The organism is Pseudomonas sp. 15C, assembly GCF_055484735.1.
Genome location: NZ_JBUDGD010000035.1, coordinates 1 through 14,710 on the forward strand (window position 1 = coordinate 1; position 14,710 = coordinate 14,710).

A 14,710-nucleotide genomic window follows, 5' to 3' on the forward strand; every position below is an offset into this window, starting at 1 on the left:
ACAGGCCATCTCCTTCGCGATGAGCAATGTGTCTATTTAAAAGTGTCCACCATGTCTCCGAACATGTGTCTACCATGTGTCCGGTACATACACTCCCGAGGGAGAGGGGACCGATTGGGGGAAGTTGGAGAAATAGGCCGGCCTGAACGACTTTCTCCGAACCCACAATCGCCTCGGTCTTTCAGTTCGGCGTTTGGCTCGGCACAACTCGGTCAGTTCCCTCTCCCTTTGGGAGAGGGCTAGGGTGAGGGGCTTTTGGGGCGGTTCAGATTTTTGTCAGGCGAAGCAACCTTTCGCTGCTGCTCTCACAGGTTTGCCCGCCGCCCGGTTCGCATGCCCCTGATTCAGTCATTGGATGCTGGCGCAAAGCTAGCATTTGTACGGCTGTGCAAATCATTCCTTTGGCTGATTTGACTGTCATGCAGGCGCACTAGAGTACTGATCTCTCCGCCAACACCGTGCAGTCAGAAAAGGGATTCTTATGTTGCAGACTCGCGTCATTCCCCCGGCCGACGGGGCCTACCAGTATCCATTGCTGATCAAACGGCTGCTCATGTCCGGCGCCCGGTACGAGAAAACCCGCGAGATCATCTACCGTGACCAGTTGCGCTACAGCTATCCGACGCTGATCGAGCGCGTCGCACGGCTGGCCAACGTGCTGACGGCGGCGGGTGTGAAGGCCGGTGACACGGTGGCGGTGATGGACTGGGACAGCCATCGTTATCTGGAATGCATGTTCGCGATCCCGATGATCGGCGCGGTGATCCACACCATCAACGTGCGCCTGTCGCCGGAGCAGATTCTCTACACGATGAACCACGCCGAGGACCGCTTCGTGCTGGTCAACAGCGAATTCGCCGGCTTGTATCAGGCGATCGCGCCGCAGTTGACCACGGTCGAGAAAACCCTGCTGCTGACCGATCTGCCGGAAAAAACCGCCGAGCTGCCAAACCTGGTCGGCGAATACGAGCAATTGCTGGCTGCTGCGAGTCCGCAATACGATTTCCAGGACTTCAACGAAAACTCCGTCGCAACCACCTTCTACACCACTGGCACCACCGGTAATCCCAAGGGCGTGTATTTCACCCATCGGCAACTGGTCCTGCACACCATCGGCGTGTCGACGATCATGGGCTCGATCGACAGCGTGCGTCTGCTCGGTACCAGCGATGTGTACATGCCGATCACCCCAATGTTTCACGTACATGCCTGGGGCTTGCCGTACGTGGCAACCATGCTCGGGCTGAAACAGGTTTATCCGGGGCGTTACGACCCGGAGTTTCTCGTCGAACTGTGGCGCAAGGAGAAAGTGACTTTCTCGCACTGCGTGCCGACCATCCTGCAAATGCTGCTCAATGCCAAAGGCGCACAAAATACCGATTTCGGCGGCTGGAAGATTGTCATTGGCGGCAGTGCGCTCAATCGCTCCCTGTACGAAAACGCCAAGGCCCGGGGCATCCAGCTGACGGCAGCGTACGGCATGTCGGAAACCGGGCCGCTGGTGTCCTGCGCGCACCTCAATGACGAGCTGATGGCCGGCACTGAAGACGAACGCACCACTTACCGGATCAAGGCCGGGGTGCCGGGGCCGTTGGTCGAGGCGGCCATTGTCGACGGCGAGGGCAACTTTCTCCCGGCCGACGGCGAAACCCAGGGCGAACTGGTGCTGCGGGCACCGTGGCTCACCGAGGGCTATTTCAACGAGCCGCAGAAGGGTGCTGAACTGTGGAGCGGCGGCTGGCTGCACACCGGCGACGTTGCCACGCTCGACAGCATGGGCGTGATCGACATCCGCGACCGCATCAAGGATGTGATCAAGACTGGCGGCGAGTGGATTTCGTCACTGGACCTCGAAGACCTGATCAGCCGTCACGTCGCGGTACGCGAAGTAGCAGTGGTGGGGATTGCCGATCCACAGTGGGGCGAGCGCCCGTTTGCCCTGCTGGTGATTCGCGAAGGCCATGAGATCGGCGCGCGGGAGCTCAAGGAGCACCTCAAGCCATTCGTCGAACTGGGGCACCTGAGCAAGTGGGCGATCCCGAGTCAGATTGCCCTTGTTACCGAAATTCCCAAGACCAGTGTCGGCAAGCTCGACAAGAAGCGCATCCGCCTCGACATCAGCGAATGGCAGGCCAGCAACAGCACCTTCCTTTCGACACTTTGAGTGTCCGCTGGCGCGCCGAAACCGGCGCGCCAGACCCACCGAGCAAGCGCTTGGCTTGTGAAATCGAAAAAATCAGCCATCCTTGCCGTGCCGACTTGTGTCGGACTGGCGAAAGGACTGTTCCAGAGTGGTTGGCGACTGCAAATCACACTTTAGAGGGATCAAGCAGTACCCCCTGCTGGCTATAGTCCGCTCAAGGACTTTTTGAAAACGGAGCACACGCACTGATTGGGGCGAGCAACTTTGAAGCGGTTTCGGGCAGCCTTGGCTTCCGGCCCTTCACAGCGTTTTTGAAAGTACTCACTGCCATAACAATAATGCACATGGAGTAGCGTCGATGACCTCAGTAAACCAGTTCTGGCGCCGGGCGAAACTGCCTCTGGCAGTCAGTCTTGCCTCCTCGCTCGCCGGGCCCGCATTCGGCGTCAGTTTCAACGTCGGTGAAATCGAAGGCCAGTTCGACTCGTCCCTGTCGATCGGTGCGAGTTGGTCTACTCAGAGCCCGAACAAGAACCTCATCGGCGTCAACAACGGCGGCCGCGGCCTGTCGCAAACCTCCGATGACGGCCACGCCAACTTCAAGAGCGGCGAAACCTTCTCGAAAATCTTCAAGGGTATCCATGACCTCGAACTGAAGTACGGCGACACCGGCGTGTTCGTTCGTGGCAAATACTGGTACGACTTCGAACTCAAGGATGAAAGCCGCGAGTTCAAGGACATCAGCGACAGCAATCGCAAGGAGGGCGCCAAGTCCTCGGGCGGGCAGATCCTCGACGCCTTCGTCTACCACAACTATGCGATTGCCGATCAGCCAGGCTCCGTGCGTCTGGGCAAGCAAGTGGTCAGTTGGGGTGAAAGCACCTTCATCGGCGGCGGCATCAACTCGATCAACCCGATTGACGTGTCCGCGTTCCGTCGTCCGGGTGCCGAAATCAAGGAAGGCCTGATTCCGGTCAACATGTTCTACGTTTCGCAGAGCCTGACCGACAACCTTTCGGCTGAAGCCTTCTATCAGCTGGAATGGGACCAGACCGTCGTCGACAACTGCGGCACCTTCTTCTCCCAGCCAGACATCGTGGCCGACGGTTGCGACAGCAACCTGCGCGTGCTGAACAAGCGTTCGCAGATTCCGGCCATTGCCCTGGGCCCGCTTGCCAACGCCGGCGTCGACGTCAACCAGGAAGGCGTGCTGGTGCGCCGTGGTCCGGACCGCGATGCCCGCGACAGTGGTCAGTGGGGTGCATCCCTCAAATACATGTTCGAGCCACTCGACACCGAGTTTGGCGCCTACTTCATGAACTACCACAGTCGTGCGCCGATTTTCAGCGCCACTGGCGCACCGCAATCGGTCTACAACACAGCTGCCGGACTGCCAGGGCCGTTTGCCGCACTCGCACCACTGCTGGTAGCCGGCAACTCGCAATACTTCATTGAATACCCTGAAGACATTCGCCTCTACGGCCTGAGCTTCTCCACCACCCTGCCTACCGGTACGGCGTGGAGCGGTGAGATCAGCTACCGTCCGAACGCACCGGTGCAGCTGAACTCCACCGACATCCTGTTTGCTGGTGTACGTCCACTGGGCGGCGCGCTGACCAACGCTTCGCTGCTCACCGGCGTACCGGGTCAGGATCTGCACGGTTACGAGCGCAAGGAAATCACCCAGATCCAGACGACCTTCACGCACTTCTTCGATCAGGTCATGGGCGCCAGCCGTCTGACCCTCGTCGGTGAAGTCGGTGCGACCTACGTCGGCGGGCTGGAGAGCCGTTCCGACATGCGTTATGGCCGCGACCCGGTCTACGGTCCGGGTGAATTGCCAGCCACTGGCACTGCCAATACCTGCGCGAACATTCTCAACGCCAGCACCATCAATGGTGCAGGTCCGGGTTCGCCGCAGAACAACCGCAGCCGCAACTGTGACAACGATGGTTTCACCACGTCGATGTCGTGGGGCTACCGCGGTCGCGCCATCTGGGAATACAACGACGTGTTCGCCGGTGTGAACCTCAAGCCGAACGTGGCCTGGTCCCACGACGTCAGCGGTTACTCGCCAGGCCCTGGCGGCAACTTCGAGGAAGGTCGCAAGGCGGTCAGCCTGGGCGTCGATGCCGAGTACCAGAACACCTACACCGCGAGCCTGGCTTACACCAACTTCTTCGACGGCAAGTACACCACCGTGGATGACCGCGACTTCGTTGCGCTCAGCTTCGGCGTGAACTTCTAAGCACTGCATTTCAGGACGAACGAATTTATGAAAATAACAAAGAGTCTGTTCCACGCCGGTGTTCTGGGTCTGTCGCTGCTGGCAACCAGCGTCATGGCCGCCGTGCCTGCCGCTGAAGCCGACAAGCTGGGTAAAAGCCTGACGCCGATGGGCGCGGAAATGGCCGGTAACGCCGACGGTTCGATCCCGGCCTGGAAGCCACTGCCGAAGAATGCCGGCAGTGTCGACAGCAAGGGCTTCCTGTCCAACCCTTACGCCAGCGAGCAGCCGCTGTTCACCATCACCGCCAAGGATGCCGACAAGTACAAGGACAAGCTTGCGCCGGGCCAGTACGCGATGTTCAAGCGCTACCCGGAAACCTTCAAGATGCCGGTCTATCCGTCCCATCGCGGCGCCACCGTGCCGGATAACGTATTCGCGGCCATCAAGAAGAACGCCACCAGCACCAATCTGGTATCGGGCGGCAACGGTCTGGAAAATTTCGATACCGCCGTGCCATTCCCGATTCCGAAAACCGGCGTGGAAGTGATCTGGAACCACATCACCCGCTATCGCGGCGGCAGCGTGACCCGTCTGGTGACCCAGGCCACGCCGCAGCCGAACGGCTCGTACAGCCTGGTGTACTTCCAGGACCAGTTCGTGTTCCGCGACAAGATGAAGGACTACGATCCGGCGAACCCGGGCAACATCCTGTTCTACTTCAAGCAGAAAGTGACCGCGCCGGCACGTCTGGCCGGTGGCGTACTGCTGGTGCACGAAACCCTCGACCAGGTTAAAGAGCCACGTTCGGCGTGGGTCTACAACGCCGGTCAGCGTCGTGTGCGCCGCGCACCGCAAGTGTCCTATGACGGTCCGGGTACCGCAGCGGACGGCCTGCGTACGTCCGACAACCTCGACATGTACAACGGTGCCCCGGATCGCTACGACTGGAAGCTCGAAGGCAAGAAGGAGATGTACATCGCCTCCGACAGCTACAAGCTCGACGATCCGAAATTGAAGTACTCGGACATCATCAAGGCCGGCCACATCAACCAGGACCTGGCGCGTTACGAGCTGCGCCGCGTCTGGCACGTGACGGCGACGCTGAAGGAAGGCCAGCGCCACATTTACGCCAAGCGTGACTTCTACATCGACGAGGATACCTGGCAGGCAGCGGTCATCGACCACTACGACGGTCGTGGCCAACTGTGGCGCGTCGCCGAGGCGCACGCCGAGAACTACTACGACAAGCAAGTGCCGTGGTATGCCCTGGAAACCCTCTACGACCTGCAGTCCGGCCGCTATCTGGCACTGGGCATGAAGAACGAAGAGAAGAGTGCGTATGACTTCGGCTTCACCGCCACCACCAGCGACTTCACCCCGGCCGCTCTGCGTCAGGACGGTGTTCGCTAAACCGCAGTAAACCCGAGGCCGCATCCTCGTGAAAACGCCCCGACCGGTTCGGGGCGTTTTCGTGTCTGTAGTCTTTTTGTAGCCATTTGTAGCAGCAACCTTCATAACCGGTTCGATTAAGGCTAGGCTGCGGACATCTGCAACGCCGCCAACGCCATTCGAACAAGAGCCGGCCATGACTGATCTGTCCCCGATTCCGGGTCCTGCAAGTGCTGCCGTCACGGCATTGGACGGGCGTTTTTTTCGCCCGCCACTGCCCGACGGCTATGTGCTGCGACCGCGTCTGTGCGAGCGCTTGCAAGCGGGGCTCGGCGGGCGTCTGTTGCTGGTCAGCGCTCCGGCGGGGTTCGGCAAGAGTTCGCTGGCGGTGGAGTTCTGTCAGAGTCTGCCGGCGCACTGGCAAAGCCTGTGGCTCGGATTGAGCGCGCGCGACAGTGATCCCGGGCGCTTTCTCGAGCGTCTGCTCGAAGGTTTGCAAGATTACTTTCCAGCGTTGGGTGCCGGTGCCCTCGGGCTGCTGAAAATGCGTCAGCGCCATCAGCCGTTCGCGTTCGAAGAATGGCTCGACGGCCTGCTCGACGAGCTGGCGCTGCATCTCGACGCAGCCGCACCGTTATTGCTGGTGCTCGACGATTATCATCTCGCCCAAGGTCCGGTGCTCGACCGTTGCCTGCAGTTTTTCCTCAATCATCTGCCCGATGGCCTGTTGGTCATGGTCACCAGCCGCCAGCGCCCGGACTGGCATCTGGCGCGCCTGCGCCTGTCGCGGCAGTTGCTGGAGCTGCATGAACAGGATTTGCGCCTGACTCACGACGAGGCGTTGGCGCTGCTCGATCGCCACAGCACGTCACTGCGGGGCGAAGCGCTGGAAAACCTGATCCAGCGCAGCGAAGGCTGGGTTGCCGGTTTGCGTTTCTGGTTGCTCGCGGTGTCCGAGGCGGGCAGCGAGGCGGCATTGCCGCAAGCGCTCAACGGCGGGGAAGGGCTGATTCGCGATTATCTGCTGGAAGAAGTCATCGATTGCCTGCCGGCCGAAGTGCAGACATTCCTGTATGACACCGCGCCGCAGGAGCGTTTTTGCAGCGAGTTGTGCGACGCCGTGCGTGAAGCCCATGACAGCGCCGAAATTTTGCGTTTCCTGCTGGCTCATCAGGTTTTTCTGGTGCCGCTCGATGAACACGGGCATTGGTATCGCTATCACCATCTGTTTTCTGATTTGTTGCGCAGTCGTCCTCCGGCGCAGGCGCTGGTGCCGACTGCCACGTTGCACTTGCGCGCCTGTCGCTGGTTCAACGCGCAGGGCCTGCTCGACGAAGCTGTGGAGCAAGCCCTGCGTGCCGGTCACCTTGATGTGGCGGCAAATCTGGTGCAGAACCTGTCCGAAGAACAACTGCTCGCCGAGCAGAATGTCGGCATGTTGCTGCGCTGGAAAATGGACTTGCCCGACAGCCTGCTGATCAGCACGCCGCGGCTGATCGTTCTGTACAGCTGGGCACTGGGGCTGGCCTGCCAGCTCGATGCCGCCGAAGATCTGTCCAGTCATCTGAGCCGCTTTCTGCCGGCGCCTTCGGCCACTGCCCAGAAGTCGATGCTGGCGCAGTGGCTGGCGTTGAGCGGGATCATTGCCCGTGGGCGCGGCCATCGGGAGCTGACGATCAGATACTGCACCGAGGCCCTGGAAAGCCTGCCGGCCAAACGTTATGGGCAACGGCTGATGTGTTTGTCGACCCTGTCCAATCTGGCGATTGCCGACGGTGATCTGTGGCGCGCCCGCGGCCTCAACCGTGAGTCTCTGGAACTGGCGCAGCGTGTTGGCAATCCGCTGTTCGAAGCGCTCGCGCATTACGACCGGGCGCGGGTGTTGCAGTCGCGCGGCGAGATCCTGCGGGCATTGGATGAAGTGCATCAGGGTCTGGAACGTTTGCGCGGTTTGTCGCCGCAACGCTTGTATGCGGTGCGCGCGCGGCTGACGTTGTACGAAGGTTTTCTGCTGGCGATGCGCATGCAGCCCGACGCGGCGCGAGTGCGCCTGCTGGCTGGCCTTGGCGAAGCGCGCGCCTGTCGCGATATCAGCGTGTTGATCGGCCATTGCGTGATTGCGCGTCTGGACGGCAGCCGTGGCGAATTCGCCAAGGCATTTGCCGAACTCGCCGAAGCCGAACGCTTGATGCACATCTGGGACGTACCGCCAATTTACTACCTGGCGATGATCACTCTGGTCAAATGCGAACTGTGGCTAGCACAGGGGCGTACCGATCTCGCCGAGGCCTGGCTCACGCGCTTGAGCCAGACCTATACCGGTGAGCAGGCCGCGGCACCGCCCGAATTCCATCCACAACTGCCACTGCATGTCGAACTGCAGCAGGCGCTGCTCGATGTCATTCAGGGGCGCCCGATGCTCGCCGAGGGGCGTCTGGACGCGTTGCACCAGAACGGCCAGCAAAGCGGACGCCAGTTGCTCTGTGTGATGGCGTTGACGCAGAAAGTCGCGCTGCTTCTGACCGGCGCGCGCGAGGCGGAGGCCCGCAAGGTGTTCATTCAAGCGTTGGAAGCCGCTGGCGGTGGCGTCTTGCAGCCATTTGACCAGTTAGTGAAAGACCACGCGGACTGGCTACGTACGCATGTGCAAAACTCGCCTGCGCGGGCGGCGCAACAGTTGCTCGCGCAGCTTGCGCCGCCCACAGCCGTGGGCATGGACACCAGCGCCGCAGAACAACTGAGCACTCGGGAGCTGGCGGTATTGCGGCTGATTGCTCAAGGTTGTTCGAATCAGCAGATCAGTGAGCAGTTGTTCATTTCCCTGCATACCGTAAAAACCCATGCCAGCCACATCAATAGCAAGCTGGGGGTAGAGCGGCGCACTCAAGCGGTGGCCAGAGCCAAGGAGCTGGGACTGTTGGCATAGCGCCATGCAGCGGTTGCAAAAAAAACGCCCCGACAGGTTCGGGGCGTTTTTTTCATCATGCGCGTTGCGCGTTGCGTTCAACTCATGTCAATCAAGCCACAAGGTTCTGCTCGGAGAATGCGTTCACACCGACCAGATGAATCTCGAAGTCAGCGCCGGCATTACCGGAGACATTGCCTGACAGTACCTGATCGACAAAGCGCAATTGCCCGGCGCCGGTGAAGTCGCCCGCACCGATAAAGGTGAACGCGTCGAGGCCGGCAGTGCCCAGATTGGCGTCGAACGCCGAGAAATCAATCTTGTCACCCTGCAGGCTGTTGAAGTCATAAATGACGTCGCGCTCGGCGCCTTTGCCCACTTCGCTGATGTCGGTGAACGCAAAGGTATCGGCCCCGCTGCCACCGGTGAGCATGTCAACGCCGCGACCACCGATCAATGTGTCGTTGCCGGCGCCGCCATTGAGCACGTTGTTGCCATCGTTGCCAGTGAGGACGTTATTGAGTTCGTTGCCATAGCCCAGCAGGTTGGTGCTGCCGGTCAGTTGCAGGTTTTCCAGGTTGGCGCCCAGGGTGTAATTGATCGAGGAGCGAACCGTATCGATTTCGTTGCCCAGCGTACTGGTCTCGACAATCACGTCACCGGCATTGTCGATCACATAGGTATCGTTGCCCAGACCGCCGATCAGAGTGTCCGCACCCGCGCCGCCGTCGAGAACGTTATTGCCGGCATTGCCGGTGATGACGTTGTTGAGAGCATTGCCGGTGCCGTTGATATTGTCGGCGAAACGCAGCGTCATGTTTTCCAGGTTGGCGCTCATGGTGTAATTGGCCAGCGAGGACAGCACGGTATCGATCTCGGTCAGCGACGTCCCGGTCTCGATGATGACATCGCCGACATTGTCGACGAAGTAGGTGTCGTTGCCGGCGCCACCGTCCATCGTGTCCGCGCCTTCCTGGCCGTTGATGATGTTATTGCCGCTGTTGCCGGTCAGGACGTTGTCCAGCCCGTTACCCACCAGGTACAGGTCGCTGCTGCCCAGTAACTGGCCGTCTTCGACGTTAGCGGTCAGGGTATAGCCGATATTGCTCAGCACGCGGTCGTGGCCTTCGCCGAGGCCTTCGATGATCAGGTCACCGGCGTTGTCGATCACGTAAGTATCATCGCCTGTACCGCCAGCCAGCGTGTCCGCGCCGACCGCGCCATCCAGACGGTCGTTACCGGCACCACCTTGCAGCGTGTCGTTGCCGGCGCCGCCGAGCAGATAGTTGTCCTGGCCGTTGCCTTGCACGATGTAGTTACCGGTACCCATCAGCCACACGTTTTCGACGTGGCTGAGGTTGGCCGGGTTGAGGTTGATCGTGTTAGTCGAAGCTGTAGCGTTGTAGTAGATACGCAGGGTATCGGTGCCTTCGCTGGCATTTTCCTGGATCAGCGACAACTCACCTGACTGGTCGAGGTAATAGGTGTCGTCACCGGCGCCACCGATCATGGTGTCCAGCCCCGCGCCGCCGTTGAGTACGTTATTGCCGCTGTTGCCGGTCATGACGTTGTTCAGGGTATTGCCGTTGGCATTGAGGTTGGCCGAGCCGGTCAACACGACGTTTTCCAGATTGGCGCCAAGGCTGTAGTTGAACGAGGTGCGAACGGTATCGATCTCATTGATCAGGGTGCTGCTTTCGACAATCACGTCGCCGACGTTATCGATCACATAGGTGTCGTTGCCCAGACCGCCGATCAGGGTGTCGGCACCTGCACCGCCATCCAGAATGTTGTTGCCGGCGTTGCCAGTGATGACGTTATTCAGCGCGTTGCCGGTGCCGTTGATATTGTCGGCGAAGCGCAGCGTCAGATTTTCCAGATTGGTACCGAGCGTGTAGCTGGACATCGACGACAGCACGGTGTCGATCTCGGTCAGCGAGGTGCCGTTTTCGATGATCACGTCGCCGACGTTGTCGACGAAATAGGTATCGTTGCCCGCACCGCCGTCCATGGTGTCGGCGCCTTCCTGGCCGTTGATGATGTTGTTGCCGCTATTGCCGGTCAGGACGTTGTCCAGCCCGTTACCCACCAGATACAGGTCGCTGGTGCCCAGCAACAGGCCGTCTTCGACGTTGCCGGTCAGCGTGTAGCCGATGTTGGTGAGGACGCGATCACGGCCTTCGTTACCCAGCTCCACTACCTGGTCGCCTGCGTTGTCGATGACGTAGGTATCGTCACCGCTGCCGCCGATCAAGGTGTCCGCCCCGGCGGCGCCGTCCAGGCGGTCATCGCCGTTACCGCCTTGCAAGGTATCCGCCGACGCGCTGCCGAGCAGATAGTTGTTCAGGTTGTTACCCTGCACCGTGTAGCCACCAGTGCCCATCAGCCAGACGTTCTCGACGTTGGCCAGATTGCTCAGGCTCAGGTTGACCACGCTGGTCAGCGGCGTGGAGTTGTAATAGATGCGCAGGGTATCGCTGCCTTCGCTGGCGTTTTCCTGGATGAGCGAGAGTTCGCCGCTCTGGTCGAGGTAATAGGTGTCGTCGCCATTGCCGCCGATCATGGTGTCCAGGCCCGCGCCACCGTTGAGCACGTTATTGCCGCTGTTCCCGGTCATCACGTTGCTCAGGGTATTGCCGTTGGCATTGAGGTTGGCGGCGCCGGTCAGCACGATATTTTCCAGGTTGGCGCCCAGGCTGTAGTTGATCGAAGAGCGCACGGTGTCGATCTCGGTCATCGATGCGCTGCTTTCGACTATCACGTCGCTGGCGTTATCGACCACGTAGGTATCGTTGCCCAAGCCACCGATCAGCGTGTCGGCACCGGCGCCGCCGTCGAGAATATTGTCGCCCGTGTTGCCGGTCATGACGTTGTTCAGCGCGTTACCGGTGCCGTTGATATTGTCGGCAAAACGCAGGGTGAGATTTTCCAGGTTGGCGCCGAGCGTGTAGTTGGCGAGGGAGGACAGCACCGTGTCGATCTCGGTCAGCGAGGCGCCGTTTTCGATGATGACGTCGCCCACGTTGTCGACGAAATAAGTGTCGTTGCCGGCGCCACCGTCCATGGTGTCGGCGCCTGCCTGGCCATTGATGATGTTGCTGCCGGCATTGCCGATCAGAGTGTTGTCCTCGCTGTTGCCGACCAGATACAGATCGCCGTTGCCCAGCAGTTGTCCGTCTTCGATGTTGGCGGTGAGGGTGTAACCGATATTGCTCAGTACGCGATCACGGCCTTCGCCGCTGCCTTCGATGACAACGTCGCCGGCGTTATCGATCACATAGATGTCGTCACCTGCGCCGCCTGCCAGCGTGTCGGCACCCGCTGCGCCATCCAGCCGGTCATCGCCGGCCCCGCCCTGCAGGTTGTCATTGCCAGCGCCGCCGAGGAGGTAGTTGGCCAGACTGTTGCCTTGCACGGTGTAGTTGCCGGAACCCATCAACCAGACGTTTTCAACGTCAGTGAGGTTGCCTTGATTGAGGTTGACCGTATTGGTCGAGGCCGTGGCGTTGTAATAGATACGCAGGGTGTCATTACCCTCGCCGCCGTTTTCCTGAATCAGCCCGAGCTCGGCCGACTGGTCCAGATAGTAAGTGTCATCGCCAGCGCCACCGATCAGGGTGTCCACACCCGCGCCGCCATTGAGTACGTTGTTGCCGCTGTTGCCGGTCATTACGTTGTTGCTGCTGTTGCCGTTGGCGTTCAGGTTGGCGGACCCGGTCAACACTATGTTTTCGATGTTGGCACTCAGGCTGTAGCTGACGGATGAATTGACAGTGTCGGTGCCGCCACCCACTTCGCTGGTTTCAACGACGACGTCGCCAGCGTTGTCGACGAAGTATGTGTCGTTGCCGCCGCCACCGATCAGCGTGTCCGCGCCGGCACCGCCATCGAGCGTGTTTTGCCCCCAGTTACCGGTGATGCGGTTGTTCAGCGCGTTACCGGTACCGCTGAGGTTGCCGGTGCCCATCAAGGTCAGCAGTTCGACATTGGGCCCCAGGGTGTAATCGATGTAGCTGAGCACCGTGTCGATTTCATTCGACAGGTTGCTGGTCTCGATAACGGAGTCGCCGACATTGTCGACGAAATAGGTATCGTTGCCGGTGCCGCCGACCATCGTGTCGGCGCCACCGAGGCCGTTGAGGATATTGTCCAGAGCGTTGCCGGTGAGGCTGTCGTCATTGCTGCTGCCGACGGCGTTTTCGATCTTCGCGCCGTAGGCGATGGCCAGGCCTTCATTGAATGCAGTCAACGTCTTGAGGTCGAGAAACGCTTTGCCGATCTGACTGAAGGCGCCTTCATTCAAATCGATACGCACGGCATTCAGCTGATTGGACGCATCAATGGTGTCAGTGCCGCCAGCGTCCCAGATGGTTTCGAAAACCGACTGATTGTTCGCCCACGAGTAGGTGGTGTTACCGGCCTGCCAGGCGTTGTTGGCACCATACAGGCTCTGGATGGCAAGGATGTCCAGCAGCATTGGCGTCGTGGGCTGGTACGAGTAATTGTCGTTGTAGCTCATCACGGTAAAACGCACATCGTCCAGCGAAGCATCCAGCACCGTGTTATTGGTCACACTGGTGGCGAACGGGTGCTTGAGACCGATGGCATGGCCGATTTCGTGCAGGAAGGTCAGGTAATCGTAGGACCCTTTATCCGGTACCGCCTGATTGGTCTCGGGGCCGATCCAGACGTCGCCGGACCTTGGCGCACTGCCGGGCAGGTAAGCCCAGGCCACGGTGCCGCTGTCCATCAGCGAATAGCCGCCGAAGCGCAGATCGCCGACATTGAACACATCGTCGGTGGTCTGGCTGAACTTGATATTCGCCACCGAACTCCACGAACTCAGGGCGCTGAAGACGGCGTTTTGCTGATTGGCGGTGAGGGAAAAAACCGCGTTGTATTCGTTATTGGCACTGTAATTGGTCGCGAAATATGACGACCCCACGGTGACGAAACTGAAGGTGAGTTCAGTCGGCGCGCTTTTATCGGTCGATCGGACGCTTTCCCACTGAGAGCCCGAGATCAAGCTGTCTACGGCTTTATTTCCAGTCAATGCGGAGAAAGTACTATCAGTCGATTGAGTCGGGCGAGGCATGGGTATATTCCTGGATGGACCGCGGCCTGTCCAAGATACGGCCGCTGAAAAGTATGATTTTGCAACAAAAACGGGGCGCGTGACATCATATTGACACTATTTTTTTGACTGGCCGACGCATGGCTGCCAAGAACCTTGTATCGACCAAAAACGTGGATTACTGAAGTGGGCAAACGTATTCTGCAAATTTGCCACGCTATTGGGAGTCATCATGCCTGCCGCCTCGCCAACGCTGATCCGCGAAACCTTTGCGGTTGGCCCGCTCCAGTGCAACTGCACGATCATCGGCGACCCGATCACAAAAAAAGCCATCGTCGTCGACCCCGGCGGCAATCCCGACCTGATCATGGCGCGCCTTGATGCGCATGGTCTGAAAGTGGTCAGCATCATCCACACCCACGCACATCTCGATCACTTCCTCGCTTCGGGGCAGATGAAAGAAAAAACCGGCGCGACCCTGCATCTGCACAAGGATGACCAGTTCCTCTGGGACAACCTCGAAATGCAATGCCAGATGTTCGGCGTGCCCTACACGCCGGTGCCGTCGCCGGATCGCTGGTTGAGCGACGATGAAGAACTGGCCTGCGGTTGCGGTGTGGCGCTGCACACGCCGGGACATACGCCAGGTTCCATGAGCTTCTGGTTTTCCGAGGCTAAGCTGTTGATAGCCGGCGACACGTTGTTTCGTCGTGGCGTGGGGCGCACGGATTTGTGGGGCGGCGATCAGGCGACCATCGTGCGTTCGATCAAGCAGCGTTTATACACGCTGGATGAAGACGCAACCGTGGTGGCCGGGCATGGGCCGGATACACGCTTGGGCGACGAGATGCGTGAAAACCCGTTCGTGCGTGCCTGAATTTTTTGTAACGGTTGTGCGGCGGAATTTTCAGGCATTGTCATGATCCAACGCCCGCACGGGTCCATTAACCGATGGACGCTGCACCAAAG

The 14,710-nt window shown here is 59.8% G+C and carries 6 protein-coding genes; 5 read left to right on the forward strand and 1 reads right to left on the reverse strand.

Features of this window, described 5'->3' with window-relative positions; genetic code table 11:
- The first annotated feature begins 481 nt into the window (after positions 1–481).
- From ACYYKW_RS17800 to ACYYKW_RS17815, 4 genes are all read left to right on the forward strand, one after another.
- On the forward strand, positions 482–2,164 hold the full coding sequence (locus tag ACYYKW_RS17800; RefSeq protein ID WP_464990699.1) for a fatty acid--CoA ligase: 1,683 nt from the start codon (positions 482–484) through the stop codon (positions 2,162–2,164).
- A gap of 337 nt (positions 2,165–2,501) precedes the next feature.
- Complete coding sequence (locus ACYYKW_RS17805) at positions 2,502–4,391, forward strand: DUF1302 domain-containing protein (protein ID WP_090286164.1); 1,890 nt, start codon at positions 2,502–2,504, stop codon at positions 4,389–4,391.
- A gap of 27 nt (positions 4,392–4,418) precedes the next feature.
- Entirely contained in the window at positions 4,419–5,783 is a 1,365-nt protein-coding gene (locus tag ACYYKW_RS17810; protein ID WP_090286162.1) for a DUF1329 domain-containing protein, read from the forward strand.
- A 175-nt stretch (positions 5,784–5,958) separates the two neighbouring features.
- Complete coding sequence (locus ACYYKW_RS17815; RefSeq protein ID WP_464990700.1) at positions 5,959–8,688, forward strand: LuxR C-terminal-related transcriptional regulator; 2,730 nt, start codon at positions 5,959–5,961, stop codon at positions 8,686–8,688.
- A 91-nt stretch (positions 8,689–8,779) separates the two neighbouring features.
- Here ACYYKW_RS17815 and ACYYKW_RS17820 read toward each other — a convergent pair whose 3' ends face one another.
- Positions 8,780–13,612 carry a M10 family metallopeptidase C-terminal domain-containing protein gene (locus tag ACYYKW_RS17820; protein ID WP_464990701.1) on the reverse strand — a complete coding sequence of 1,611 codons (4,833 nt, stop codon included), beginning with the start codon at positions 13,610–13,612 and terminating at the stop codon, positions 8,780–8,782.
- A gap of 361 nt (positions 13,613–13,973) precedes the next feature.
- On the opposite strand from ACYYKW_RS17820, the gene ACYYKW_RS17825 reads away from it, so the two are divergent.
- On the forward strand, positions 13,974–14,618 hold the full coding sequence (locus tag ACYYKW_RS17825) for an MBL fold metallo-hydrolase (protein WP_464990702.1): 645 nt from the start codon (positions 13,974–13,976) through the stop codon (positions 14,616–14,618).
- The last annotated feature ends 92 nt before the right edge of the window (positions 14,619–14,710 follow it).

What these genes read in the sequence shown, in the direction of transcription:
- ACYYKW_RS17815 (WP_464990700.1), top strand. Translation starts at nt 5,959, where the DNA reads ATGACTGATCTGTCCCCGATTCCGGGTCCTGCAAGTGCTGCCGTCACG.
- ACYYKW_RS17805 (WP_090286164.1), top strand. Translation starts at nt 2,502, where the DNA reads ATGACCTCAGTAAACCAGTTCTGGCGCCGGGCGAAACTGCCTCTGGCA.
- ACYYKW_RS17825 (WP_464990702.1), top strand. Translation starts at nt 13,974, where the DNA reads ATGCCTGCCGCCTCGCCAACGCTGATCCGCGAAACCTTTGCGGTTGGC.
- ACYYKW_RS17800 (WP_464990699.1), top strand. Translation starts at nt 482, where the DNA reads ATGTTGCAGACTCGCGTCATTCCCCCGGCCGACGGGGCCTACCAGTAT.
- ACYYKW_RS17810 (WP_090286162.1), top strand. Translation starts at nt 4,419, where the DNA reads ATGAAAATAACAAAGAGTCTGTTCCACGCCGGTGTTCTGGGTCTGTCG.